This window comes from Ruegeria sp. AL3 (assembly GCF_056536065.1).
This window is the reverse complement of the sequence record NZ_JBQFJG010000001.1, coordinates 1-26,233: the sequence shown is the minus strand read 5'-3', so window position 1 is coordinate 26,233 and position 26,233 is coordinate 1. Positions and strand designations below refer to the sequence as shown.

23 protein-coding genes and 5 pseudogenes are annotated in these 26,233 nt (G+C 60.1%); 21 read left to right on the top strand and 7 right to left on the bottom strand.

Going from position 1 to position 26,233, the window contains the following annotated elements:
• The first annotated feature begins 16 nt into the window (after positions 1-16).
• A complete protein-coding gene (locus ACR3E6_RS00140; protein WP_171631096.1) occupies positions 17-1,180 on the top strand; it encodes a M20 aminoacylase family protein in 1,164 nt (387 codons plus the stop codon).
• 71 nt (positions 1,181-1,251) lie between these two features.
• Here the strand turns inward: ACR3E6_RS00140 and ACR3E6_RS00135 are convergent, their stop codons facing one another.
• Together ACR3E6_RS00135 and moaA are read right to left on the bottom strand one after the other, a co-directional pair.
• Entirely contained in the window at positions 1,252-2,550 is a 1,299-nt protein-coding gene (locus ACR3E6_RS00135; protein ID WP_480485216.1) for a 3-deoxy-D-manno-octulosonic acid transferase, read from the bottom strand.
• 1 nt (position 2,551) lies between these two features.
• The gene (gene moaA / locus ACR3E6_RS00130) at positions 2,552-3,559 is read right to left on the bottom strand and encodes a GTP 3',8-cyclase MoaA (protein WP_171631101.1); all 1,008 of its coding nucleotides are present in this window, start codon (positions 3,557-3,559) and stop codon (positions 2,552-2,554) included.
• A gap of 142 nt (positions 3,560-3,701) precedes the next feature.
• On the opposite strand from moaA, the gene ACR3E6_RS00125 reads away from it, so the two are divergent.
• Positions 3,702-4,082: a hypothetical protein gene (locus tag ACR3E6_RS00125; protein ID WP_371732209.1), complete on the top strand. Its 381-nt coding sequence runs from the start codon at positions 3,702-3,704 to the stop codon at positions 4,080-4,082.
• Here the strand turns inward: ACR3E6_RS00125 and ACR3E6_RS00120 are convergent.
• The 4 genes from ACR3E6_RS00120 to glmU are packed head-to-tail and all read right to left on the bottom strand — an operon-like array spanning position 4,070 to position 8,487.
• A complete protein-coding gene (locus ACR3E6_RS00120) occupies positions 4,070-4,756 on the bottom strand; it encodes a DNA alkylation repair protein (RefSeq protein WP_480485214.1) in 687 nt (228 codons plus the stop codon). The two genes, ACR3E6_RS00125 and ACR3E6_RS00120, sit on opposite strands and share 13 nt — an antisense overlap.
• Positions 4,757-4,761: 5 nt before the next feature.
• Positions 4,762-5,304 carry a pyridoxamine 5'-phosphate oxidase family protein gene (locus tag ACR3E6_RS00115; protein ID WP_171631107.1) on the bottom strand — a complete coding sequence of 181 codons (543 nt, stop codon included), beginning with the start codon at positions 5,302-5,304 and terminating at the stop codon, positions 4,762-4,764.
• Between the two features lie 3 nt (positions 5,305-5,307).
• Positions 5,308-7,131: a glutamine--fructose-6-phosphate transaminase (isomerizing) gene (gene glmS, locus ACR3E6_RS00110; protein ID WP_171722947.1), complete on the bottom strand. Its 1,824-nt coding sequence runs from the start codon at positions 7,129-7,131 to the stop codon at positions 5,308-5,310.
• Positions 7,132-7,134: 3 nt separating this feature from the next.
• On the bottom strand, positions 7,135-8,487 hold the full coding sequence (gene glmU, locus ACR3E6_RS00105) for a bifunctional UDP-N-acetylglucosamine diphosphorylase/glucosamine-1-phosphate N-acetyltransferase GlmU (protein WP_480485212.1): 1,353 nt from the start codon (positions 8,485-8,487) through the stop codon (positions 7,135-7,137).
• Between the two features lie 134 nt (positions 8,488-8,621).
• Between glmU and ACR3E6_RS00100 the strand changes: the two genes are divergently transcribed.
• The 3 genes from ACR3E6_RS00100 (at position 8,622) to ACR3E6_RS00090 (ending at position 11,851) form a co-directional block, all read left to right on the top strand.
• Positions 8,622-9,293 (top strand): HAD-IA family hydrolase, encoded by a 672-nt coding sequence (locus ACR3E6_RS00100; protein ID WP_209832581.1) that lies wholly within the window; start codon positions 8,622-8,624, stop codon positions 9,291-9,293.
• Between the two features lie 39 nt (positions 9,294-9,332).
• Entirely contained in the window at positions 9,333-10,523 is a 1,191-nt protein-coding gene (locus ACR3E6_RS00095) for a DegT/DnrJ/EryC1/StrS family aminotransferase (protein ID WP_480485210.1), read from the top strand.
• A 164-nt stretch (positions 10,524-10,687) separates the two neighbouring features.
• Positions 10,688-11,851 carry an isovaleryl-CoA dehydrogenase gene (locus tag ACR3E6_RS00090; RefSeq protein ID WP_210092591.1) on the top strand — a complete coding sequence of 388 codons (1,164 nt, stop codon included), beginning with the start codon at positions 10,688-10,690 and terminating at the stop codon, positions 11,849-11,851.
• Between the two features lie 52 nt (positions 11,852-11,903).
• Here ACR3E6_RS00090 and ACR3E6_RS00085 read toward each other — a convergent pair whose 3' ends face one another.
• The gene (locus ACR3E6_RS00085) at positions 11,904-12,506 is read right to left on the bottom strand and encodes an OmpW/AlkL family protein (RefSeq protein ID WP_171227945.1); all 603 of its coding nucleotides are present in this window, start codon (positions 12,504-12,506) and stop codon (positions 11,904-11,906) included.
• 136 nt (positions 12,507-12,642) lie between these two features.
• Between ACR3E6_RS00085 and ACR3E6_RS00080 the strand changes: the two are divergent.
• From ACR3E6_RS00080 to nuoF, 16 genes and pseudogenes are all read left to right on the top strand, one after another.
• Positions 12,643-14,171 (top strand): annotated as a pseudogene (locus ACR3E6_RS00080) (AMP-binding protein).
• A gap of 358 nt (positions 14,172-14,529) precedes the next feature.
• The gene (locus ACR3E6_RS00075) at positions 14,530-16,134 is read left to right on the top strand and encodes a carboxyl transferase domain-containing protein (RefSeq protein ID WP_480485208.1); all 1,605 of its coding nucleotides are present in this window, start codon (positions 14,530-14,532) and stop codon (positions 16,132-16,134) included.
• A gap of 1 nt (position 16,135) precedes the next feature.
• Positions 16,136-16,561, top strand: a complete 426-nt coding sequence (locus ACR3E6_RS00070; RefSeq protein WP_480485206.1) for an ASCH domain-containing protein — start codon at positions 16,136-16,138, stop codon at positions 16,559-16,561.
• 5 nt (positions 16,562-16,566) lie between these two features.
• The gene (locus tag ACR3E6_RS00065) at positions 16,567-18,501 is read left to right on the top strand and encodes an acetyl/propionyl/methylcrotonyl-CoA carboxylase subunit alpha (protein WP_480485204.1); all 1,935 of its coding nucleotides are present in this window, start codon (positions 16,567-16,569) and stop codon (positions 18,499-18,501) included.
• Positions 18,502-18,579: 78 nt separating this feature from the next.
• On the top strand, positions 18,580-19,431 hold the full coding sequence (locus ACR3E6_RS00060; RefSeq protein WP_480485202.1) for a hydroxymethylglutaryl-CoA lyase: 852 nt from the start codon (positions 18,580-18,582) through the stop codon (positions 19,429-19,431).
• Between the two features lies 1 nt (position 19,432).
• Complete coding sequence (locus tag ACR3E6_RS00055; RefSeq protein WP_171631133.1) at positions 19,433-20,215, top strand: crotonase/enoyl-CoA hydratase family protein; 783 nt, start codon at positions 19,433-19,435, stop codon at positions 20,213-20,215.
• 194 nt (positions 20,216-20,409) lie between these two features.
• Positions 20,410-20,774: pseudogene (locus ACR3E6_RS00050) on the top strand (NADH-quinone oxidoreductase subunit A).
• A complete protein-coding gene (locus ACR3E6_RS00045; protein WP_010442777.1) occupies positions 20,765-21,298 on the top strand; it encodes a NuoB/complex I 20 kDa subunit family protein in 534 nt (177 codons plus the stop codon). The pseudogene ACR3E6_RS00050 and the gene ACR3E6_RS00045 overlap by 10 nt, the downstream one beginning before the upstream one ends.
• A gap of 11 nt (positions 21,299-21,309) precedes the next feature.
• Positions 21,310-21,915, top strand: a complete 606-nt coding sequence (locus ACR3E6_RS00040; RefSeq protein ID WP_171631137.1) for an NADH-quinone oxidoreductase subunit C — start codon at positions 21,310-21,312, stop codon at positions 21,913-21,915.
• On the top strand, positions 21,915-22,088 hold the full coding sequence (locus ACR3E6_RS00035; protein WP_010442775.1) for a hypothetical protein: 174 nt from the start codon (positions 21,915-21,917) through the stop codon (positions 22,086-22,088). The genes ACR3E6_RS00040 and ACR3E6_RS00035 overlap by 1 nt, the downstream gene beginning before the upstream one ends.
• Positions 22,088-22,213: a hypothetical protein gene (locus ACR3E6_RS00030; RefSeq protein ID WP_256368965.1), complete on the top strand. Its 126-nt coding sequence runs from the start codon at positions 22,088-22,090 to the stop codon at positions 22,211-22,213. The genes ACR3E6_RS00035 and ACR3E6_RS00030 overlap by 1 nt, the downstream gene beginning before the upstream one ends.
• Positions 22,213-23,435: pseudogene (locus tag ACR3E6_RS00025) on the top strand (NADH-quinone oxidoreductase subunit D). Before ACR3E6_RS00030 ends, ACR3E6_RS00025 begins: the two are co-directional and overlap by 1 nt.
• Positions 23,432-23,908 (top strand): hypothetical protein, encoded by a 477-nt coding sequence (locus ACR3E6_RS00020; protein WP_480485199.1) that lies wholly within the window; start codon positions 23,432-23,434, stop codon positions 23,906-23,908. The pseudogene ACR3E6_RS00025 and the gene ACR3E6_RS00020 overlap by 4 nt, the downstream one beginning before the upstream one ends.
• A pseudogene (locus ACR3E6_RS00015) lies at positions 23,908-25,064 on the top strand (NADH-quinone oxidoreductase subunit E). The gene ACR3E6_RS00020 and the pseudogene ACR3E6_RS00015 overlap by 1 nt, the downstream one beginning before the upstream one ends.
• Positions 25,065-25,094: 30 nt before the next feature.
• Positions 25,095-25,316, top strand: coding sequence for a DUF5337 domain-containing protein (locus ACR3E6_RS00010; protein ID WP_480485197.1), 222 nt, complete (start codon positions 25,095-25,097; stop codon positions 25,314-25,316).
• Positions 25,317-25,328: 12 nt separating this feature from the next.
• A pseudogene (gene nuoF / locus ACR3E6_RS00005) lies at positions 25,329-26,233 on the top strand (NADH-quinone oxidoreductase subunit NuoF); the annotation flags it as partial.

Genomic DNA, 26,233 nt, shown 5'->3' with positions numbered 1-26,233 from the left:
TTAGGAGAGAATAGACATGCCAGTCAAAAACCGCTTTGCCGAATTGCAGAATGAAATCACGGAATGGAGAAGGGATCTGCACGAAAATCCAGAGATCCTGTTTGAGACCCACCGCACCAGCGCGAAGGTGGCCGAGAAGCTGAAGGAGTTCGGCTGCGATGAGGTGGTGACCGGTATCGGACGTACCGGTGTCGTGGGGGTGATCAAAGGCAAGTCGGACAGCAAGGGAAAGGTGATCGGCCTGCGCGCAGATATGGATGCGCTGCCGATCCATGAGGCGACGGGGTTGGACTATGCCTCGAAAACGCCGGGCGCAATGCATGCCTGCGGCCACGATGGCCATACGGCGATGCTGCTTGGTGCGGCGAAGTACCTGTCTGAAACCCGCAATTTCGATGGCACGGTTGTTGTAATCTTCCAGCCTGCCGAAGAGGGCGGCGGCGGTGGTCGTGAAATGTGTGAAGATGGCATGATGGACCGCTGGAATATTCAGGAAGTCTACGGCATGCACAATTGGCCGGGTCAACCTGTGGGCAAGTTCGCCATCCGTCCCGGTTCTTTCTTTGCCGCAACCGATCAGTTCGACATCACTTTTGAAGGGCGCGGCGGTCATGCTGCCAAGCCGCATGAAACAGTAGATACCACGGTACTGGCCGCGCAGGCGGTGTTGGCGCTTCAGACGATTTCCTCGCGCAATGCCGATCCGATCGATCAGGTCGTGGTGTCGGTGACGTCGTTCGAGACCTCGTCGAAAGCGTTCAACGTGATCCCGCAGACTGTTCAGATCAAGGGTACCGTGCGCACCATGAGCAAGGATATGCGGGATCTGGCCGAAAAGCGGATCAATGAGATCTGCAATGGTGTGGCGGCAACGTTCGGAGGCACCGCCGATGTGACCTACATCCGTGGGTATCCGGTGATGGTGAACAGTGAAGAGCAGACTGAGTTTGCCGCAGCTGTTGCCCGGTCGGTATCCGGCGATTGCGACGATGCGCCTTTGGTCATGGGCGGCGAGGATTTTGCCTTTATGCTGGAGGAGCGCCCTGGCGCCTATATTCTCGTGGGTAACGGCGATACGGCCATGGTTCACCACCCGGAATACAACTTCAACGATGAGGCGATTCCCGCCGGGTGCAGCTGGTGGGCAGAGATCGTCGAGCAGCGGATGCCGGCGGCCTGATGGGGCGGGTGGGGGCTCTGCCCCCACACCCCCGGGATACTTTTGGCCAGATGAAGAAAGATCCCGCCTGATCACGTCAGGTTGAGTGAACAGCAAAGCGTTTCCACGACGGAGTCCAGTGCGTTGCTTTGCGTCTGGACGCAGGATTGGGCGGCGCTGCGGGCCCGGGTCAGGGCTTGATCGTCTGAAAGCCAAAGGTCGACCGCCGCAGAGAGATCTGTTTCGGTTCGAACCTCGATGGCGCCACCGGCTTTGATCATCGGCGCGAAAGTTTCAGCAAAATTGAAGTATCCAGGGCCGGTTATCACGGCGGCTCCGGCCTGGGCCGGTTCGAAAGGGTTGTGGCCGCCGATGTTTTTCAGGGAACCGCCCAGGAACACGATGGGAGACAGAGCGTACCATGTGCCGGTCTCGCCCAATGTATCGGCGACATATACCTGGGTTTCGGTTTCGATCGGGGAACTTTCTGATCGGAACGCGGCGCTAAGATCGGAGGCGTCCAGTAGTTTTGCGATATCGCAACGGCGCTCTGGGTGGCGGGGGATCAGCAGCAGCAGCAGATCGGGCCAGCGTTCCAGAAGTGATTGATGCGCGGCCAGAACGATTTCCTCTTCACCGGCATGGGTTGAACTGGCGATCCACACAGGTCTGCCAGAAATCCGAGAACCGATGTCATCCAGCGTGCCGTGGTCTATGGGAAGAGGGTCTGACATGGCCTTGAGATTGGTGCCGGGCCGGACGCGGCCGGCAGGGGCACCCATGGCTGTCAGGTTGGCTGCGGTTTTGTCGTTTTGCGTCAGGAACAGGTTGAACTTGTTCAAAACGAACCGCGCTGTTCTGGGGCGTTTTTTCCAACCGGCAACGGACTTGTCCGACAGTCGTGCATTCAGAAGGGCCAGCGGAACGCCGTGTCTGGCGCTTTCGACGATCAAACGCGGCCAAATCTCACTTTCGACGAAAACCCCGCCCTCTGGTTGCCAATGGTTCAGAAAGCGCCGGACCGGGCCTGCCGTGTCAAGCGGCGGGAATTGATGCCGTGTACGGGGCGGCAGGCGTTTTCCGATCAGTGCCGCTGAAGTCGGGGTGCCGGAGGTGATCAGAAACTCGGCCTCGGGCAGGCGGTCTGCCAGCCGTCTGATCAGGCTGAGGACCGAAAGGCTTTCACCGACGCTGGCGGCGTGGAACCAGATCAAACGCCCATTTGGTCTGGGCAGGCTGGCATGGCCAAGGCGTTCTTGTTGCCGCTTATCAGGTACGTTTGCTGCACGCAGCTTGTTCCGAACGACCCGCCATATCAGAGGCGCGGCCAGAGACGTTAGGGCGCAGTACACATGGTACAACGCCGTGGGGCGGCCGTCATGATCCGGCATATCAGCCGCCTGTATGGCTCATGTGACGGCTCATCCGGCCATCGACGGCTTGGCGGGAATAGTCGAAGTCATGCCCTTTGGGTTTGAGATTGATCGCAGATCGGATTGCGTCTTCAAGTGGCTGTTCGGTATCGGGATGATCGCGCAGGGCGCCGCGCAGGTCGGCCATGTCTTCCTGACCCAGGCACATGTAAAGCTCGCCCGTGCAAGTCAGGCGAACCCTGTTGCAGCTTTCACAGAAATTGTGCGACAGCGGCGTTATGAAGCCAATTTTCTGGCCGGTTTCCTCGAGCCGCACGTAACGGGCCGGGCCACCGCTGCGTTCGGCCAGATCGGTGACCGAATAGTGGTTTTCGTATTCTTTCCGGACGTCCTTGAGCGACCAGTATTGATCCAGGCGGTCTTCGTTGCCAATATCACCCATGGGCATGACTTCGATCCAGGTCAGATCCATATCCCGCTGGGCGCACCATTCCGTGATTTTGGGAAGTTCGGGCTCGTTGAACCCTTTCAGGGCAACGGCGTTTATCTTGATCCGCAGGCCAGCTTTTTGCGCGGCGTCGATTCCGTTTAAAACCTGTTTCAGGCGACCCCAGCGCGTCACCTTGGCGAACTTGTCATCATCCAGAGTGTCCAGCGAGACATTCACCCGACGCACACCGGCCGCATACAGATCATCGGAAAATCGGTGCAGTTGCGATCCGTTGGTTGTCAGCGTCAGCTCCTTCAATGCACCGCTGTCCAGATGACGTGTCATCGAATTGAAGAACGTCATGATGTTGCGACGCACCAAAGGCTCACCACCCGTAATGCGCAGCTTTTCGACCCCCATTCTGACGAAGGTCGAACACATCCGGTCCAGTTCCTCCAAAGTCAGCAGGTCTTTCTTGGGCAGAAAGGTCATGTTCTCGGACATGCAATACACGCAGCGGAAGTCGCAGCGGTCCGTGACGGAGACGCGGAGATACGTGATGGCGCGGGCAAACGGGTCGATTAGCGGAGCTGTCATGCCATTATAGGTAAAGCTGGAACATGCTCGCGACAAGGGCGAACTGTGCTTTGCGCTGGAACAGCTGGGCGCAGGGTTGTAGGTTTCCGGCATGAAGAAAATACTTGTTTTGACATGCGTAATGACGGCCGGATGCGATGCCGTGCAGTCAACGACTGACCGAGTGTTCGGCGGGGGCGACGCGCCCGCCCAAACGGTGCCTGACACGGAAGCCGGCACCGCAGTTGCCGAAGAGGTGTTGCAGCCCGAACCGGTTTCCGCGCGCCCGAACTGGGTTGGGGCGAAAACCACCATCGCCGGGCTTGGGGATCCGACCACTCCGGGGCGTTGGATGCAGACACCGCTGGTGGACAGCGAAGTTACGGCACGTGTCGTCGTGCCACGAACCGGGGCGCAGGCCTATATTACGTTGGTCCCGGTTCCCGGTCCGGACAGCAGCGGCAGCCGCTTGTCACTGGACGCCATGAGGGCCCTGTTGGTGCCCTTCGACGAACTTGTCGAGCTTGAGGTCTATGTGGACTGATTTTTCAGGTATTTGCCTGCTTCACGGCGGGCAAACGGCTTCATGGCATCACCGTTCTGGTTCAGAAAGGCGATCACGCGTTCTGGGTCATGTTTGGACAGTTCGCGCAGCCACCAGGCTATGGATTTCTGGATGAACCAGTTGCGGTCCGAAACATATCCCGCAGCCCAGCCAAGGATGCGGTCACGGCGGTGCAGATCGTCAGGCTTGGGGTGGTTCTGTTTGGTCCAGGGCAGGGTTGCGACCAAGGCCGCGCGCCGGGTCCACATGTGATCGGACCGGGTCCACAGTTCAACCTCGTCCAACCGTTCGGATTCTGCTGAAAGCCGTTTTTGCATCGCCATGCACGCATGGTCCGCAACGGCCCAGGCATCGAAATCCGGCAGCCAGCTTTGAAGCAAATTCCAAACGGCCCCATCCGGTCGGATGCGTGCCTGAGTCAAAAGCTTGGATGCAGCAAGTCGCCCTTCGTGGATGTTGCTTTGCCATAGCCCGTCCGCCAATGCGACCCGCGCCGGTACGTCCAGTTCTTTCCTCCACGCCTTGGTCAGGTCGTTGAGAACCGGGTTCGCGACGCCCAGATATATGCGATCCGCCTTGTGGTAGCTGGCCATCTGGGTCGCCCGCTCGGGGTCACCATGCGCTTTGATCTGATCTAGATATCCACTCAGCATCGGGCTCACATCGGTACGCCGGTTGGCTTTCCATCAATCGTATGGCTGTTCCTTTCCACCCAATACGAGCGGATGTCCTCGTCTGATTTTCCATCCACCCATTTCTGCATCGTATCGCGGTCGGATTGGAATTCCATGAAAGGCACGGCATAGCCGCAAGAGGTCTGCACCATGTCGATCGTCTGGTCATAGATCTGCCGTGCGCTTCGGTGATTTGGGAACAGGCCGGCAAAGTCGTCCCATCCATCATCCCCGACATGCAGGCAACGTGCCGTGCCGTAGGTGCGCAGGATCATCGGGCGCGTGGTGAAGGAACACCACATCAGCGTCATCCTGTTGACCTGCAAAAGATGCCCCGCCGTTTCATTGCCACTGCCGGTCAGGTTCATCCAGACGATGCGGTTCGGCCCCAATATCCGCAGCGAATCCATTCCCTTGGGGGAAATATTGACACGACCTTCGGCCCCGGCGGTGCCGACGAAGAACATATGCTGATCTTCGATGAACTTTTGATGCGCTTCCTCAAGCTGCGGGAACTGCTTGGCCATAATTCACTCCACCGTGACCGACTTGGCCAGATTGCGCGGCTGATCCACATCGGTGCCCTTGGCAACCGCCGTGTGATAGGCCAACAATTGCGCGGGAACCGAATACAGGATCGGTGCAAGACTGGTGTGAACATGCGGCATGCGGATGGTGCTCCAGACTCCGTCGCCGGCCTCGTCAATGCCGTCATCATCAGAGACCAGGATCACCTTGCCCTTGCGCGCCATCACTTCCTGCATGTTCGACACGGTCTTGTCGAACACGGTGTCACGGGGTGCCATGACGACCACGGGCATATGCTTGTCGATCAGGGCGATGGGGCCGTGTTTCAACTCTCCTGACGCATAACCTTCGGCGTGGATATAGCTGATTTCCTTGAGCTTAAGCGCGCCTTCCATTGCCAGCGGATACATCAGGCCACGGCCCAGAAACAGGACGTCGCGCGCCTCGGACAGGCGTTGGGCGGCTTTGCGGATCGCCCGGTTCTGATCGAGCGCGGCGTTCAACACGGTCGGCAACCCGCGCAGAGCGGCGGCATGATCGGCGATGTCCTCACCCGTCATCGTGCCCCGGTCTGCTGCGGCCTTGAGCGCCAGCATCAGCAGCACGCTCAGCTGACAGGTGAAGGCTTTGGTCGAAGCCACGCCGATTTCGACACCGGCATGGATCGGCAAGGCGATATCGCTTTCCCTTGCAATCGAGCTTTCGGGGACATTGACGACCGAAACGATCTTGTCTGCCTTGCCCTCACAGTACCGCAACGCGGCCAGCGTGTCGGCGGTTTCGCCCGACTGGCTGACGAAAAGCGCCAGTGTTCGATCCGTGATAGGAGGCTCGCGATAGCGGAACTCGCTGGCGATATCGACCTCGACCGGCATCTTGGCCAGTTGCTCGAACCAGTATTTCGCGGTCAGGCAGGCGTAAAACGCGGTGCCGCAGGCCACCATGGTCAGACGGTCCAGCTTGCTGAAATCCAGATCGGCATCGGGCAGTGCCACGCGGTCACCACCCGTGGGCAGGTAGGACCGGATCGCCTCTGCCACAACGATGGGCTGTTCAGCGATTTCCTTGGCCATGAAATGCTTGTGCTCGCCCTTGTCCGCGCGCGTATGATCCAGCTTGATCTTGCGCTTTTCCCGGTTGGCCAACTCACCGGCTTCGTTGCGGATTTCAAGCGATGTTCGCGTCAGAACCGCGCGGTCGCCTTCTTCCAGATATGTGATCTGGTTGGTCAGAGGCGCCAGGGCGATGGCGTCAGAGCCCACATACATCTCACCATCCCCATGTCCGATGGCCAGCGGTGATCCCTTGCGGGCCGCCACGATCAGGTCGTCCTCTCCGTCGAACAGAAAGGCCAGCGCAAAGGCGCCTTCCAACTGGTCGATCGTCTTGAACGCGGCCTCAACCGGGGACAGGCCCGAGTTCAGGTGGTGTTCCGTCATGAGGGCGACCGTTTCCGTGTCGGTTTCGGTTTGGAAATCAACACCATGTTCGGCCAGTTCGGCCCTCAGGTCGCGATAGTTTTCGACGATGCCGTTATGAACGACGGCCACCGGTCCCGCCTTGTGCGGATGTGCATTGTTGACCGACGGGGCGCCATGCGTGGCCCAGCGGGTATGGCCGATGCCGGATTTTCCGGGAAGAGGATCATGCACCAGAAGATCGCTGAGGTTGACCAGCTTGCCAACCGCGCGCCGCCGGCCCAATGCGCCGTCGTTGACGGTTGCAATCCCGGCGCTGTCATAGCCGCGATATTCAAGCCGTTTCAGGGCTTCTACCAGAATAGGGGCGGCCTCGTGCTGCCCCAAAACACCTACTATTCCACACATATCTCAGGCCTTTTTATCGCGGCGAGCCTTTTTCGCCTTCAACATATCAAACAATTTACGTGCATATCCGGGCTTGTTTTCCTGCTTGGCCCGCGCAACAGCCAGCGCATCAGGGTCCACATCCCTGGTCACGACAGTGCCCGTCGCGGTCATCGCGCCGTCGCCCACTGTGACCGGCGCCACCAGCATGGTGTTCGAGCCGACAAAGACATTCTCCCCAATCGTGGTCTTGTGCTTCATCACGCCGTCATAGTTGCAGGTGATCGTGCCTGCGCCGATGTTGGTCGCAGCGCCAACCGAAGCGTCCCCGATATAGCTGAGGTGATTGACCTTCGCGCCTTCGGCGATTTCGGCATTCTTGATCTCGACAAAGTTGCCGACCCGCGTGTTTTCGGCCAGTTCGGCACCAGGGCGCAGGCGCGCGTAGGGGCCGACGACAGCGCCCCGGCTGACATGGCAGCCCTCAAGATGCGAAAAGGCGCGGATCGTTGCGCCGCTTTCGACCGTGACGCCCGGTCCGAACACCACATTTGGCTCGATCACCGTATCGCGCCCGACCACCGTATCCGCGGCCAGATACACCGTGTCAGGCGCCATCAAGGTGACACCCAGGTCAAGCAGCTCGGCACGGGCGCGCGTCTGAAATACGGCATCGGCGGCCGCCAGATCAGCGCGAGAGTTCACGCCCAGCGTCTGCGCCTCGTCGCACGCGACTGCGGTCACGTTCATCCCACGGCGGCGCGCAATTTCAACCACGTCGGTCAAATAGTATTCGCCCGAAGCGTTGTCGTTTCCGACCTCGTCGATCAGCGAAAACAGCAGCTGCGCATTGCAGGCCAAAAGCCCTGAGTTGCAGAATGTTATGGATCGTTCTTCATCCGACGCATCCTTGAATTCGACAATGCGTTCCAGCACGTCGCCATTCATGACCAGCCGGCCATAACGGGCAGGATCGGCTGCTTCAAAGCCAAGAATAACAAGGTCATTCCCGGACCGTGCCTCGATCATCCTTTCCAGCGTGTCGGGCTGCAGGAACGGGGTGTCGCCGTAAAGAACAACCACATCACCTTCGAACCCGCTCAATGCGCTTCGGGCCTGGGCGACCGCATGGGCCGTACCCAACTGGTCTTCCTGCACGGCGATCTGCGCCCCTTCATCCTCGGCCCGTGCAACCTTTGCCACAGCTTCGGACCCGTGGCCGGTGACGATCACGGTATGTTCGGGCGACAGGACAGATCCGGCGCGCATCGCATGGATCAGCATCGGAACCTGAGCGATGGGATGCAGAACTTTGGGAAGGTCCGAATTCATCCTGGTGCCTTTTCCGGCGGCAAGGATGACAAGGGCAGTGGTCATGAATTCGTTTTCTCTTTGTGTTTTGTTGCGGTCCGTTTTATCCGCTGAGGTCAAAGGCGCAAGCCGTTCGGCCATCAAACAAGATTGCCGATTGAAACAGGACACGGCGAAAACCTGCCGAGCAAGGGGGCGAAATGCGCACCGTCATCTTCGATCTGGACGGCACTTTGGCGGATACATCCGGCGATTTGCTGGCGGCCGCGAACCATTGTTTCCGCAAGATGGGGCACGGGGATGTACTGGTCCACGGGCCGGATTCCGGTGTGGCGCTGCGAGGTGGACGCATGATGCTGACCCACGGGCTGAAACGAGTCGGGGCCTATGACGAGGATACGGTGCAGGCCTATTACCCGGTTCTTCTTGAGGCCTACGCGCAGGACATCGACACCCACACCAGTTTCTATCCCGGCGCACTACAGGCGGTCGAGATGCTGAGTGACGCGGGTTACGGTGTGGGCATTTGCACGAACAAACCGGAACATCTGGCCGAATTGTTGCTGACACGCATGGGGGTGCGGGACCGTTTTGCATCTTTGGTCGGGGCAGATACGCTGCCGGTCCGCAAACCGGACCCGGCGCCGTTGCGTGAAGCCGCGCGCCGTGCCGGGGGCGATCCGGACTTGTGCGTGCTGGTCGGAGACTCGGATACCGACCGCAACACCGCCAGGGCGGCGGGCGTTCCTTCGGTGCTGGTTACCTTCGGGCCATCGGGGGATGACATGGCGGCGCTGGAACCCGAAGCCCTTCTGCATCATTTTGATGACTTGCCCGGCCTCGTGCCTGATCTGATCGGTGCGGCAGCCTGAAACCTTGACCGGACCCTTTCGGAGCCTCAGAACAAGACCATGACCGACGTATTCTCTGGCAGCTTTACGCAGCAGGAACCCCTTCCGGAAGAAGCAATCGAAGCGGCACTGGCCGTTCTGCGCCATGGGCGTCTGCATCGATACAATGTCGTCCCCGGAGAGTTGGGGGAAACGGCCCTGCTGGAGCAGGAATTTGCGGCGCAGATGGGGGCCAAATACTGTCTGGCGGTTTCGTCTGGCGGTTACGCTCTGGCCACGGCCCTGCGTGCGGTTGACGTGCAGCCGGGCGACCCGGTTTTGACCAATGCGTTTACGCTGGCGCCGGTGCCGGGGTCGATTGCCTCGGTCGGAGGGCGGGCAATTTTTGTCGGAGTGACGGAAGAGCTGACCATCGATCTGGATGATCTAGAGGGCAAGCTGGATCAAGCGCGTGTTCTGATGCTCAGCCATATGCGTGGGCATCTGTGTGATATGGACCGGCTGATGCAGATGTGTGACGCGGCCGGGGTGATCGTGATCGAGGATTGCGCACACACGATGGGTGCAGCCTGGCGCGGTCAGTTGTCAGGACGGCAGGGCGCGATCGGGTGTTATTCCTGCCAGACCTACAAGCATGTCAATTCGGGCGAAGGGGGCTTGCTGGTCACCGATGACGAGGAACTGGCGGCCAAGGCTACGATGTTGTCGGGGTCCTACATGCTGTACGAACGCCATCTTGCGGCGCCGGGGCCGGACGTGTTCGAACGGATCAAATACACCACGCCCAACGTCTCGGGCCGGATGGACAATTTGCGCGCCGCCATCCTGCGCCCGCAATTGCGGGATCTGGACCGGCAGGTGGAACGGTGGAACGAACGTTATCGCGAGATCGAAGCCGGGTTGCGGGGCACGCCGGGTCTGACGATCGTCGAACGGCCCGAAGAAGAAACCTATGTCGGGTCTTCGATTCAGTTCTTGCTGCTGGATTGGGTGCCTGAACGGATAGCCGAAGTCATCAGCCGTTGCGCCGCGCGTGGGGTTGAGCTGAAGTGGTTCGGCGGTGCCGAACCGACAGGTTTCACGTCGCGCTATGACAGTTGGCGATATTTCGATAGCGAGCGGATGCCTGAAAGTGACCGCGTTCTGGCCGGCATTATGGATATGCGCGTGCCTTTGACGTTTTCCCGGGAGGATTGTCGATTGATCGCCCGGATCATCCGGGCTGAGGTGAGCGCGGTTTATCAGTCTTGACCAAGCGGAGTGCGCCTGCGGCGCACGCTCGATCTTTTGAAACGCCGCCCTTTTCGGGGCGGCGTTTTCTGTTTCGGACGCGCTGCCACAAAGATTGACCGGCGGCAGATTCGCTGCTAGAGATTTATTGAACACTTGTTCATTAAAGCGGAGGGAAGACGCAGATGTTCATGGCCACGATGAAATTCGATCTGGGTGAGGATGTGAATGCCCTGCGCGAGATGGTGCATCGCTGGGCGCAGGAGCGAGTCAAGCCGATGGCGGCCGAGATCGACGCCACCAATGCCTTTCCGAATGAGCTGTGGAAAGAGATGGGAGACCTTGGTCTGCTGGGTGTTACCGTGCCGGAAGAGTACGGCGGTGCAGGCATGTCTTATCTGGCGCATACGATCGCCGTCGAAGAGGTCGCGCGCGCTTCAGCTTCGGTTTCTTTGTCATACGGGGCGCATTCGAACCTGTGCGTGAACCAGATCAAGCTGAACGGCAATGAAGAACAGAAGCAAAAGTACCTGCCGAGGCTTATCTCGGGCGAGCATGTGGGGGCGCTGGCCATGTCGGAACCTTCGGCCGGGTCGGATGTGGTGTCGATGAAGCTGCGCGCCGAAAAGCGGAACGACCATTACCGTCTGAACGGCAACAAATACTGGATCACCAACGGGCCGGATGCGGATACTCTGGTGGTTTATGCCAAGACGGACCCCGATGCCGGATCAAAGGGTATTACCGCATTTCTGATCGAAAAAGAGATGAAGGGTTTTTCAACCTCGCCCCATTTCGACAAGCTGGGTATGCGCGGGTCGAACACGGCTGAGCTGATCTTTGAAGATGTAGAGGTTCCGTTCGAGAACGTGTTGGGCGAAGAGGGCAAGGGTGTTGCCGTGCTCATGTCGGGGCTGGATTATGAACGGGTCGTGCTGGCAGGCATCGGGACCGGCATCATGGCCGCCTGTCTGGACGAAGTGATGCCTTATCTGGCTGAACGCAAGCAGTTCGGCAAACCCATCGGCAGCTTTCAGTTGATGCAGGGCAAGATTGCCGACATGTACACCGCGATGAACTCGGCGCGGGCCTATGTTTACGAAGTCGCCAAGGCGTGTGACCGCGGTGACGTGACCCGGCAGGATGCGGCAGCGTGTTGCCTTTACGCGTCGGAACAGGCGATGGTTCAGGCCCATCAGGCGGTTCAGGCGCTGGGCGGGGCGGGCTTCCTGTCGGATGCGCCGGTCAGCCGGATTTTCCGGGATGCCAAGCTGATGGAGATCGGTGCAGGCACCAGCGAGATTCGCCGGATGCTGATCGGCCGCGAAATGATGAATGAAATGCTCTGAAAGAAAAAACACCCTGCGGACGAGGTAACCGCAGGGCGCTTTGGAAACGGGATCAGAACCGATGGACGTAGGAAACACCGACCAGCCAGGGATCGATTTCCGCGGTGCCGATGGGGGCGCCGTTGAGCGAGACGTCCGAGTCAATGTCGAACCAGCGCACGTTCAGGCGGATCGCCCCGTTGTCGGTGACCATGTAATCCAGACCGGCCTGCAACGAGACGCCGAAGGAGTCATCGACCTTGATGTTGCCCAGGGGCGATTGCTCGTCGAAGAAGATCGTATAGTTGAGACCGGCGCCGACATAGGGTTTCCAGGCGCTGTTGGTCGGGAAGTGATAATTCAGCGACAGGGTGGGCGGCAGGTGCTTGACCGTGGCCGCGTCCGTACCGCCAAGGGCCACGGTGTGTTTGAACGGGGTCGCCGCCAGAAGCTCAATGCCCAGGTTGTCGCGAATAAAGTATTCGGCGGTGAAAATCGGGCGGGTGTCCGCGTCGATCGTCGCTGCCGCACCGGCCAGCGTGCCGTTGTCGGATTTCGGATCCAGATAGCCAACACCGATACCCAGCGTCCAGTCCCCTTGCGACTGGGCCAAAGCCGGAGCCGCCAGGGCGACCAGCGCGGTAGACAGTGTCAAAGCGGCGAGTTTCTTTGTCATATTCTTGCCTTTGGTTATGTTGATGCTCTTGGTTTCGCAAAGGCGGTGTCCGGCCACTCTGATCTGCATCAAGTTTGTGTGATGTGTCCGCCCAAGGTCAGGTCGCGAAGCATCAGGAAAACAAGGGGAATTCGCGTTGTTGCACGCTGAGCGCATACCGGGTTTGCGCTCAGGAGGAGGCTGGGACATACCGGACCGGCTGAACATGGCGCAGCAATGTCTGAACCATCCGGGTGATCAGGTGGCGCTTATTGATCTGACCGGATCAGGGCAGCGGCTGACAACCTATGGGCAACTGGCGCAAATGGCTGATGGGATTGCCCGCGCCCTGCTGGCCCGCGTCCGGCCCGGTGATCGGGTCGGAGTGCTGCTGAGCCAGTCACCCTGGTGTGCGGCAGCTCATCTGGCGATCTGGAAGATCGGCGCGATTTCGGTGCCCTTGTTCAAGTTATTCAAACGGGATGCGCTGCGGTCGCGGGCGGGCGATGCAGGCGTTCAGATCGTGCTGACTGATGCTGAAGGGGTGGATTTGCTGGGCGATCTGGCTGAACCTCTGATCGCATCCGAAATTGGCGTGGCCGGTCCTGCGCTGCCCTATGCCGCGACAGGGCCCGAGGATCCTGCCGTATTGATCTACACCTCTGGTACAACCGGCAGCCCCAAAGGCGCACTGCACGGGCACCGGGTTCTGACCGGGCATGTGCCGGGTGTCTCGATCAGCCACAATCACCTGCGCGAAGGAGACTGCCTGTGGACCCCGGCGGATTGGGCGTGGATCGGCGGGTTGTTCGATGTGCTGATGCCGGGCCTTGCGCTGGGCATTCCGGTTGTCGCGGCACGGCTTGAAAAGTTCACTCCCGAAGCCTGCGCCGAGATCATTGCGCGGGGCGGGGTGCGGAATGTGTTCTTTCCGCCGACCGCCCTGCGGATGCTCAAGGCGGCGGATCAGGCGATCCCGGGTTTGCGCTCGGTTGCGTCCGGGGTGAACCGCTGGGGGCCGAGATGCTGGCCTGGGGCCACGGTGCGTTTGGTCTGACGATCAACGAATTCTACGGCCAGACCGAATGCAATATGGTCGTATCCTCCTGCGCCGAGGATTTCCCTGTTCAACCCGGCTGTATCGGAAAGCCGGTGCCTGGGCATGAAGTCGCGGTGATCGACGAGGATGGCATCCCGACCAGCGAGGAAGGCGATGTTGCCATCCGGCGGGGTTCGGCCTCGATGCTGCTGGAATACTGGAACAATCCGCAAGCGACGGCCGAGAAGTTCCGGGGTGACTGGCTGATCACCGGAGACCGCGGCGTGTGGGAAGGCGACTATCTGCGCTTTGTCGGTCGGGATGATGACGTGATCACCTCGGCCGGTTACCGCATCGGTCCGGCCGAGATCGAGGATTGCCTGCTGACCCATCCGGCTGTGGCCACCGTGGGCGTGGTCGGCAAGCCCGACCCGCTGCGGACCGAGATCGTCAAGGCCTACGTGGTGTTGAAACCGGGGGCCGAGGCCACGGGTGCCGAGTTGCAGGGTTGGGTCAAGGACCGTCTGGCGCATTATTCGTACCCGCGCGAAGTGGCATTTCTGGAGGAACTGCCGATGACCGTGACCGGGAAGGTGATCCGCAAGGAGTTGAAGGCGCGGGCGGCGGGGGAAGATGTAGGGGAATGAAAGTACTCGATAGAATTAGTGGGCTCCGATGTCCTTGTTGCGACGCACCTGTCACGTGGAATATCGCAAATACAGCGAAGGGCAGTGAGGGCTACATACCTTTCGTCGAATGTGGAAAATGCAATGAGAAGCTCAGAGTCGCGAGCGGTTCTGGTCTCATCCACGCAATAATAGCTTGCACTCGTGACCGTTTTTGGTTCGCCTTTGGAATGATGGGCTTGTTCGGCGTCGACGGCGTGTCACTGTTCCCAAGTTGGGTGCCGATTGGACTATTAGGAAAATCAATATTGTTTGGCATTGCTGTGGTTTTCATAGCTCTTCCAATTGCCAATCGGTCTTTGAAAATAGAGGTATGCAAATGAAACTCACATCCAAAGCTATGCCCGCCTCTGAGGGCTTCAAAGCCAACCGCGCAGCCCATCTCGACGCGCTGGCGCAGATATCTGCCGCCGCCGAGGCAGCCCGCATGGGGGGCGGCGAGAAATCCCGCGCGCGGCATGAATCCCGCGGCAAGATGCTCCCCCGCCGAAGGGTGGCGAACCTGCTGGATCCGGGGTCTCCGTTCCTCGAAATCGGGGCAACAGCGGCGCATGGGATGTATGGCGGTGCCGCGCCCTGTGCTGGGGTGATTGCGGGCATTGGCCTTGTGCAGGGGCAGCAGGTTATGGTTGTGTGCAATGATGCCACCGTGAAAGGCGGCACCTACTATCCGATGACGGTCAAAAAACACCTGCGGGCGCAGGAGATTGCCGAGGAAAACCATCTGCCCTGTATCTATCTGGTCGACAGCGGTGGCGCGAACCTGCCCAATCAGGATGAGGTCTTTCCCGACCGCGATCACTTTGGCCGCATTTTCTACAATCAGGCGCGGATGAGCGCGAAGGGGATCGCTCAGATCGCCGTGGTCATGGGGTCATGCACGGCCGGTGGCGCCTATGTGCCGGCGATGTCGGATGTGACGATCATCGTCAAGGAACAGGGCACGATCTTTCTGGCCGGCCCGCCGCTGGTCAAGGCAGCAACGGGAGAGGTCGTCAGCGCCGAAGATCTGGGCGGCGGCGATGTGCACACGCGCCTGTCCGGCGTGGCCGATTATCTGGCCGAGGATGATGCGCACGCGCTGGCCTTGGCCCGTCGGGCGGTTGGGTCACTCAATCGCCGCAAGCCGCAGACGGTGGACTGGGCCAGCCCCGAAGATCCGGCCTATGACCCCGAGGAAATCCTGGGCGTTGTCCCTGCTGATCTGCGCACGCCCTATGACATCCGTGAAGTGATTGCGCGTCTGGTCGATGGGTCTCGGTTCGACGAATTCAAACCGCGCTTCGGCGAAACGCTGGTCACGGGGTTTGCCCATGTCAAAGGCTGCCCGGTTGGGATCATCGCCAACAACGGCGTGCTGTTTTCCGAGGCGGCGCAGAAGGGTGCCCATTTCGTCGAGCTGTGTTCGCAACGCAAAATCCCGCTTGTGTTCCTGCAAAACATCACCGGGTTCATGGTCGGTCGCAAATACGAGAACGAAGGCATCGCGCGGCATGGGGCCAAGATGGTGACGGCGGTGGCCACGACGTCGGTGCCCAAGATCACGATGCTGGTCGGCGGCTCGTTCGGGGCCGGGAACTATGGCATGGCCGGTCGTGCCTATCAGCCGCGCTTTCTGTGGACCTGGCCGAACTCGCGGATTTCGGTGATGGGTGGAGAGCAGGCCGCTGGCGTTCTGGCCACCGTCAAACGCGACGGGATAGAACGGCAGGGCGGCACGTGGTCCGCCGAAGAAGAGGCCGAGTTCAAACGCCCGACGCTGGAAATGTTCGAGGAACAGTCGCATCCGCTCTATGCCTCGGCGCGACTGTGGGATGACGGCATCATCGACCCGCGCAAAAGCCGCGACGTGCTGGCGCTGTCGTTGAACGCCGCGCTGAACGCTCCAATCGAGGAGACACGCTTCGGCGTGTTCAGGATGTAAAATGAGCGTGACTTTGAAAGACCTTATGGCCCGCTATCCAGGTGCGCAAACCTTCAAATTCGGCGACAACCCGGTGCTGAGTGCAGAGCTTCTGGCTTTGGTCCGTTCTGGCCGTAAAACAGCGACCTGCGATGCGCTCGGCAACTATCCGGACGGCAGCCTTGAAATGCCGAAGCCCGGTCGACGCGATATTGCGCTGAACTGGGATGACACACCGGCTTTGGTCATTGAAACCGTCGGTGTCTCGATCCAGCGCTATTGTGATGTGACCGAGGAATTCGCTTTGGCTGAAGGTGAGAATGAAACGCTTGAAGGATGGCGGGAAGATCATCGCCGTTATTTCCAACGAAACGGCGGCTTTGATCCTGAGATGAAACTCGTGTGCGAACGGTTCCGTCTCGTCGAAGATCTGGCAGTGGAAGGGTGAAAGACATGTTCAACAAAATCCTGATTGCCAACCGGGGCGAGATCGCCTGCCGCGTCATGGAAACGGCCCAGTCCATGGGCGTGTCCTGCGTTGCTGTCTATTCCGATGCGGACGCGGCGGCCAAACACGTTCAGATGGCGGACGAGGCGGTTCATATTGGCGGCCCCGCCCCGGCGGACAGCTATTTGAAGGGCGACGTCATCATTCAGGCCGCGCTGGATACCGGTGCACAGGCGATCCATCCGGGGTATGGCTTTCTGTCCGAGAACCCCGGTTTCGTGGATGCCGTGCAGGCGGCGGGGCTGACGTTCATCGGCCCTTCGGCGGATGCGATCCGCAAGATGGGCCTCAAGGACGCGGCGAAGGTTCTGATGGAGAAGGCCGGCGTTCCGGTCGTACCCGGCTATCACGGCGACAATCAGGACCCCGAGCATCTGGCCGGTGCGGCGGATGCGATCGGCTATCCGGTTCTGATCAAGGCCGTTGCGGGCGGCGGCGGCAAGGGGATGCGCCTAGTCGAACGCCCCGAGGATTTCGCGACCGCGCTCGACAGCGCGCGGGGCGAGGCCCGGACCGCCTTCGGCAATGATGCCGTACTGGTCGAAAAATTCGTGACCAAACCCCGCCATATCGAAGTGCAGGTGTTCGGCGATGGTACTCATGCCGTGCATCTGTTCGAACGCGACTGCTCGTTGCAGCGCCGCCATCAGAAGGTGATCGAAGAAGCCCCCGCCCCGGGCATGACGTCTGAGATGCGCGAGGCCATGGGTCAGGCCGGCGTGCGCGCCGCCGAGGCGATCGGCTATAAGGGCGCGGGCACGGTCGAGTTCATCGTCGATGCCTCTGACGGGCTGCGCCCCGACAGGTTCTGGTTCATGGAAATGAACACGCGCCTTCAGGTAGAGCACCCGGTGACAGAGGCCATCACGGGGATCGATCTGGTCGAGTGGCAGCTTCGCGTGGCCGCAGGCGAGAGCCTTCCCAAGAAGCAGGATGATCTTGCGATCTCGGGCCATGCGTTTGAGGCCCGGCTTTACGCCGAGGACGTTCCGAAAGGGTTCCTGCCCGCGACGGGAACGCTGACTCATCTGGTTTTCCCAGCCAATTGTCGCGCCGATAGCGGCGTTCGCGCCGGGGACACGATCAGCCCGTGGTACGACCCCATGATCGCCAAGGTGGTGGTGCATGGTTCGACACGTGCCGTTGCACTTGAGACGTTGAACCGGGTGCTGCAACAGACCGAAGTTGCGGGTACCGTTACCAATCTGGCCTTTCTGGGCGCGTTGACGCGTCACAAAGGATTTGCCTCGGGCGATGTCGATACGGGTCTGATCGGGCGGGACCTTGAAACGTTGGTACAGGAAGCCGAGCCGTCGGATGTTACCGCGGTTGCGGCGGCGATGACGGCACTGGACCTGGTGGATGTCGATCCGGAAACCGGGTTTTCGCTGTGGGCGCCGCTGCATCGCGCCGTGCAATTGTCCCGTCGTGACGACGTGCTGGATCTGGACGTGCAGGTCGACGGGCCGGATCGCCAGATTTGGCAGATTGGCGAAAACCGCGTCGTTGCGGAACGCACCGCCGGGCGCTGGATGTTGAACGGCGCGCCGATGCCTCGCGTTGCCGCACATAACGGGACCCTGACGGTTTTCACCGATTACGGTCAGAGCTTTGACGTCATCGATCCGCTGGACCGCGATACCAGCGCGACCGGCAACACCAATGTGATCGAGGCGCCTATGCCCGGTCTGGTCAAAGCCGTCTTTGCCACAGCGGGACAAACCGTACAGAAAGGCGATCGTCTGGCAATTTTGGAAGCGATGAAGATGGAGCATTCGCTGCTTGCGGCGCGGGACGGGATCGTTGCCGAAGTGCTGGTCGGGGATGGTTCGCAGGTCGAAGCCGGGGCTGCCTTGGTGAGGTTGGAGGAAGAAGCTTGATCTGTACCCGCGCAACGCGGCGTGCCAAGGTCAGACGATATTTGCTTGAAACGACGACAATCCAGAAGGGGGGCGGACATGGGTGAGCTGGTCGAAATCTATGAGGTCGGGCCGCGCGACGGGCTGCAAAACGAAAAACGCGAAATACCGGTCGCGGACAAGATCGCCTTGATCGACTGTCTCAGCCGGGCGGGGTTTCGCCGGATCGAAGTTGCAAGCTTCGTGTCCCCGAAATGGGTGCCGCAGATGGCGGGTTCCGCTCAGGTGCTGGGGGGGATCACGCGTGCGAATGGGGTGCGCTATGCCGCGCTGACGCCGAACATGCATGGCTATGGCGACGCGCTGGCGGCCAGGGCGGACGAGATTGCCGTGTTCGCCTCGGCCTCCGAAGGATTCTCGAAGGCCAATATCAATGCCTCCATCGCCGAGTCGATCGAGCGGTTCACGCCGATTCTGGAGGCGGCGCGCCATATCGACCTGCCGGTTCGTGGCTATGTCTCATGCGTTACGGATTGCCCATATGACGGTCCGACGCCGCCCGAAAAAGTGGCTGAGGTTGCTGATCGGCTTTTCGCGCTGGGCTGTTACGAGGTTTCGCTGGGCGACACGATAGGGCAGGGAACTCCGGACAAGGTTGCACATATGCTTCTGGCAGTGCGCGAGTGGGTTCCAGTGACGCGGCTGGCGGGGCATTTCCATGACACCAACGGGCGCGCGATCGACAACATCGATGCGGCATTGGCGCTGGGCGTGCGGGTGTTCGATGCAGCAGTGGGAGGGTTGGGCGGTTGCCCCTACGCCCCGGGTGCGGCCGGTAACGTGGCGACCGAGGAGGTTGCGGCACATTTGCATCGGCTGGGATACGAAACTGGCCTGGATATCGACGTTGTTGAAGAGGCCGCGCAGATGGCCAGGGCTTTGAGGGGCTGACATGTTTGAAACGATCACGATCTCGACGGATAGGCGTGGTGTCGCGACGCTCACCCTGAACCGGCCGGAAAAACACAATGCCATGTCGGGGCAGATGATCACGGAATTGACCGACGCCGCATCGCAACTTGGTCAGGATGACGCGGTCCGGGCGGTCGTTCTGGCCGCGGCGGGCAGGACGTTTTGTGCCGGCGGTGATCTGGGGTGGATGCAGGACCAGATGGCGGCTGACAAAAAGACGCGTTTTGTCGAGGCGCGCAAACTGGCCGAGATGTTGCAGGCTCTGAACACGATGCCAAAGCCTCTGATCGGGGCGTTGCAGGGCAATGCCTTTGGGGGCGGGGTGGGCATGGCGGCCGTGTGCGATGTCGCGATCGGGGTCGACGGTCTGATGATGGGGTTGACCGAAACGCGCCTGGGGCTGATCCCCGCAACAATTGGCCCCTATGTCATCGCCCGCATGGGCGAAGCCCGCGCGCGCCGGGTCTTCATGTCGGCCCGTCTGTTCGATGCGTCCGAGGCCGTTGATCTGGGCCTGCTGGCGAAAACCGTGTCGGCAGATCGGCTTTCGGAGGCCGTTGAGGACGAAATTCGCCCCTATTTGTCTTGCGCGCCCGGGGCGGTTGCCTCTGCCAAGGCGCTGGTGCGCGCTTTGGGGCCGCGCATCGACGATGCCGTGATCGATCAGACCATAGGCGAGTTGGTCGAGCGGTGGGAAACACACGAGGCACGCGAAGGGATCGCGGCGTTTTTTGAAAAACGAAAACCTGCATGGAATAAGTAGGTTTTACAAGGTTCCGCCATGCCAATGCCAAACGCGGGTGCTGCGATTCTATGCCGCGCTGTCAAGCGCAGGTTTGATCGCGAAGGGGGCTGTGTTCGGTTGACCCTCTGACCCCGCGGGGATAGAGAATGTCCAGTCAACACGCCAATTGACGGCGCACCCGGATCGGGGCATGCGCAGGAAAGGAGCTATTCGTGGAAGACCTGCTGCGGGAGTACCTCCCGATTCTGGTGTTTCTGGCCGTTGCCGTTGGCCTTGGGATCGTCTTGATTCTGGCCGCCGTCGTACTGGCCGTCCGCAATCCCGACCCCGAAAAGGTCAGCGCATATGAATGTGGTTTCAATGCCTTCGACGATGCGCGGATGAAATTCGACGTCCGATTCTATCTGGTTTCGATTCTGTTCATCATCTTCGATCTTGAAATTGCCTTCCTGTTTCCCTGGGCCGTCGGCTTCAAGGACATCAGCGATGTCGGGTTCTGGTCCATGATGGTGTTCCGGGTGTTCTGACCATCGGCTTTGCCTATGAATGGAAGAAAGGGGCGCTGGAATGGGAGTGATGACAGGTGCAAACACCGCTGGCGTCGACAAAGAAGTCGCCACCCAGGCCCTGAATGCCGAGCTGCAGGACAAAGGGTTCCTGCTGACCTCGACCGAAGACATCATCAACTGGGCCCGTACCGGCTCGCTGCACTGGATGACGTTTGGTCTGGCCTGCTGCGCAGTTGAGATGATGCATACCTCGATGCCGCGTTATGATGCGGAACGGTTTGGCATTGCCCCCCGAGCGTCTCCGCGTCAGTCGGATGTGATGATCGTGGCCGGAACCCTGACCAACAAGATGGCGCCCGCGCTGCGCAAGGTCTATGACCAGATGCCCGAGCCGCGCTATGTGATCTCGATGGGGTCTTGCGCGAATGGCGGTGGGTATTACCACTATTCCTATTCCGTCGTACGTGGCTGTGACCGGGTTGTTCCGGTGGACATCTACGTGCCCGGATGCCCTCCGACTGCTGAGGCACTGCTTTACGGTCTGATGCAGTTGCAACGCAAAATCCGCCGTACCGGCACAATTGTCCGCTGAGGAGAGAGCTGATGAGCGAAGCACTCAAGGAACTCGGCGCGCAGCTGGAAATCAAACGATCTGATTGCGTTCTGTCATGGGACGTGACCCATGGCGAACTGAACGTGGATGTGGCGCCGTCAAACCTTGTGGAATTCGTCGAATTCCTGAAATCCGACCAGAGCTGCAAATTCTCGTCGCTGGTGGATATCACCGGTGTGGATTACCCCGAACGCGCCAAACGGTTCGATGTGGTCTATCACTTCCTGTCGATGTACCAGAACCAGCGCATCCGGCTGCGGGTGTCGATCCGCGAGGATGACATGGTGCCCTCGATCGTCGATGTTCACCCCTCGGCCAACTGGTTCGAGCGTGAGGTGTACGACATGTTCGGCATCCTGTTCTCGGGCCACCCAGATCTGCGCCGCATCCTGACCGACTACGGCTTTCGCGGTCATCCGCTGCGCAAGGATTTTCCGACCACTGGCTATACCGAGGTCCGCTATGACGAGGCGCAGAAACGCGTCGTCTACGAGCCGGTCAGTCTCGTGCAGGAGTACCGTCAGTTTGATTTCATGTCCCCATGGGAAGGTGCGAACTACATTCTGCCGGGGGATGAGAAACAGGAGACCGAATAATGGGTGGCATCTGGTGGCTGATCCTGTCTGCGCTGACCATCATTCCGATGGTGAAGATATTGCCGTTCTTCGGGATCAACAAATACTGGTGCCTGCTGTGTCTGGTTCCCTTTGGCACGATCGCCCTGCTGTGGTGGGTCGGGCTTAAACTGCAAGAGCTGGAGCGCCGCTGATGGGTCTGGGGGAACTGATCGCGTTGGGGGCGCTGGGGGTTCTGCTGGCCGGGGCTGCTGCCAAAGCGGCCGAGGCGGAAAAGGTTCGGGTTCGGGCCGATGCGAAAAAGAAACGAGGGCGTTGATGGACGGCTCAAGATACGATGACGGCAGCACGGACGCGCTGAGCGGAGAACAGAAGATCCGCAACTTTAACATTAACTTCGGCCCGCAACACCCTGCGGCGCACGGGGTTCTGCGTTTGGTGCTTGAACTGGACGGCGAGATTGTCGAGCGCTGCGACCCGCATATCGGCCTGCTGCACCGCGGCACCGAAAAGCTGATGGAAAGCCGAACGTATCTGCAAAACCTGCCCTATTTCGACCGTCTGGATTACGTGGCGCCGATGAACCAGGAACATGCCTGGTGTCTGGCCATCGAAAAGCTGACCGGGGTTGAAGTACCGCGTAGGGGTTCGCTGATCCGGGTTCTGTATTCCGAGATCGGTCGCATCCTCAACCACCTGCTGAACGTGACCACGCAGGCGATGGATGTGGGCGCGTTGACCCCGCCGCTCTGGGGCTTTGAAGAGCGCGAAAAGCTGATGGTGTTCTATGAGCGTGCCTGCGGGGCCCGCCTTCACGCGGCTTATTTCCGACCCGGCGGTGTGCATCAGGACCTGCCGCCGGAACTGCTGGACGATATCGAGGCCTGGAGTCACGAGTTCCCAAGCGTCCTTGATGACATTGACGGGCTGCTGACCGAAAACCGCATCTTCAAGCAGCGCAACGCCGATATCGGCGTGGTGACCGAAGATGACATCCAGAAATACGGCTTCTCGGGCGTGATGGTGCGTGGATCGGGTCTGGCCTGGACCTGCGTCGCGCGCAGCCCTACGAGTGCTACGACGAGTTCGAATTCCAGATCCCCGTCGGCAAGAACGGCGACTGCTATGACCGCTACCTTGTCCGCATGGCGGAAATGCGCCAGTCGCTGCTGATCATCCGTCAGGCCATCGCCAAAATCCGCGAGTGCCCCGGTGACGTTCTGGCGCGCGGCAAGATCACCCCGCCAAAACGCTCGGACATGAAGACCTCGATGGAAAGCCTGATCCATCACTTCAAACTGTATACCGAAGGCTTCCACGTGCCGGCTGGTGAGGTCTATGCCGCCGTCGAGGCCCCCAAGGGCGAGTTCGGCGTCTATCTGGTCGCCGACGGCACCAACAAGCCTTATCGCGCCAAACTGCGCGCGCCGGGTTTCCTGCACCTGCAAGCCATGGACCACGTTGCCAAAGGCCACCAACTGGCCGACGTCGCCGCCATCATCGGCACCATGGACGTTGTGTTTGGGGAGATTGATCGGTGAGATGCTTTGCCCTGATTCTGGCCCTCGTGGCTGCCCTACCGGCGCAGGCCGCATCGACTCACCCGACGGCAAAAGTGCTGGAGGTTATGCGGGAAAACGGCTGTCGGCTGGATATTTCGCAAACCGAGGAGGCTTTTTCTGCGCGTGACCTGCGCCCCGAGGATGTCAGCGCCGTGATCAATTCCTGGGCCGAACGGGGGTTGGCTGGTCTGGACGGTCCCGTATTCGAGATTGCGCCTGCGATTTGCGGTGCGCATGGACTTGTGCCCGAGGATACGGCAAGGCGTGCCGACGCCTTATTTGACTTCGTGCGTTTGAATGGGTGCCGTATGGTCGAAGAAGAAGCCGAGATAAAATTGCGCCCCGCCGGTTTTACACAGGCCGAAACGCCTGATCTGATTGCCTTCCTTGTCGAACAAGGTCGCGCGCATCAGAACGCCCCCTATATCATCGTGATCGGAGATGCCTGCTAATGCTGCGCCGTCTGCACCCCGAACAACCCGAAAGCTTTGCCTTCACCGCTGCCAACCAGCAATGGGCCAAAGCGCAGATTACCAAATACCCCGAGGGGCGTCAGGCCAGCGCGGTCATTCCGCTGCTGTGGCGCGCGCAGGAGCAGGAGGGCTGGCTGAGCCGTCCGGCGATTGAATCGGTCGCGGATATGCTGGGCATGGCCTATATCCGCGTGCTCGAGGTCGCCTCGTTCTACTTCATGTTCCAGCTGCAACCAGTAGGATCTGTGGCGCATATTCAGGTCTGCGGCACGACGTCCTGCATGATCTGCGGGGCCGAGGATCTGATCGCGGTCTGCAAGGAAAAGATCGCTGCCAAGCCGCATGAACTTTCTGCCGATGGCAAGCTGAGCTGGGAAGAGGTCGAGTGCCTGGGATCGTGCACCAATGCGCCGATGGCGCAGATCGGCAAGGATTACTATGAGGACCTGACCGCCGAGAGCTTTGGCAGGATCCTCGACGATCTGGTGGCGGGCAAGGTGCCGACGCCCGGTCCTCAGAATGGGCGTTACGCGGCCGAGCCGTTGAAAGGGCTTTCCAGCCTGTCCGAATATGAAGCCAGCAAGCCGAAATACAACGCGAGTGTTGAACTGGCGACAGAGCTTGGGGACACGGTCAAGCGTATCGACGGAACCGAAGTTCCGATCCTGACCCTTGGCTTGGTAAGGATGGCAAAGCCGAAGCTTCCGGTTCCGCTCCTCAACCGCCGAAAAAGCCGGAGCCCGGCAAGACGGCGGCACAACAGAGTGCAACCAAAAAATCTACCCATACCGAACCGGCATCTCCCGAGGGCGCTGCAGCAAAGACGGATGGCCCGGACGTTCAGGAGACCCAGCCTAACACTCTAACCGCGGCACGTGACGGCAAGGCGGATGACCTTAAATTGTTGAAAGGCGTCGGCCCCAAGCTGGAAGAAACGCTAAACGAGCTGGGTTTCTATCACTATGACCAGATCGCGGCCTGGACGCCCGAACATGTGGCCTGGGTCGATGCGCGATTGAAATTCAAAGGCCGGATCGAACGCGATGGCTGGATCGAGCAGGCGACCAAGCTTGCTGCCGGTGAGGAAACCGAATTCGCCAAACGTGCCAAAGAAGACGGCACATACGAAGACTAGACGGATGCCCGTTCCGGGCTTCGGGGGAAGATGGACAAGCACAAGGAACAGGCCATAGCCCGCAAGGGCCGACATATCGGGGTGGTCATCGCCGTGACCATGCTGATCTGGCTTGCGATGAACCTGTTCATTGGCCCCGCGCTGGGTTTGACAACCCGGCATGCGCTGCTGTTTGATTTCGCCGCTCTGGCGGGATTCATCTATGCGGGCGTCAACATTTTTCAACTCTGGCGCATGCGTCAGGACAGCTGAAGGTAACACGCGATGCTGAAGGATCAGGACCGGATCTTTACCAACATCTACGGGATGCATGAACGCACGCTGAAAGGTGCGCAGGCCCGCGGGCATTGGGACGGCACTGCTGGCCTGATTGATAAAGGGCGCGACTGGATCATCCAGACGATGAAGGATTCCGGGCTGCGCGGACGCGGCGGCGCGGGTTTCCCGACCGGTCTCAAATGGTCGTTCATGCCCAAGGAAAGCGACGGGCGCCCGTCCTATCTGGTGGTCAACGCGGACGAATCCGAACCCGGCACCTGCAAAGACCGCGAGATCATGCGCCATGATCCGCATACGCTGATCGAGGGCTGCCTGATCGCGTCTTTCGCCATGAATGCCCACACCTGCTACATCTACCTGCGTGGTGAGTACATCCGCGAACGCGAGGCGTTGCAGGCCGCGATTGACGAGGCCTATGACGCGGGTCTTCTGGGCAAGAATGCCGCGGGCTCTGGGATTTCGACCTGTTTCTGCACCACGGGGCGGGCGCCTATATCTGTGGCGAGGAAACGGCGCTGATTGAAAGCCTCGAAGGTAAAAAGGGCATGCCGCGGATGATGAAGCGTTCCCGGCAGGTGCGGGTTTGTATGGCTGCCCGACGACCGTGAACAACGTCGAATCCATCGCCGTCGTACCTACGATCCTGCGCCGTGGGGCGGATTGGTTCGCAGGTTTCGGCCGCCAGAACAACGCGGGCACCAAGCTGTTTGCGATCTCGGGTCACGTCAACAACCCCTGCGTCGTGGAAGAGGCGATGTCAATTTCCTTCGAGGAGCTGATCGAGACCCATTGCGGCGGCATTCGCGGTGGCTGGGACAATCTGCTGGCCGTGATCCCCGGAGGATCCTCGGTTCCGTGTGTGCGCGGTGAGAACATGCGCGACGCGATCA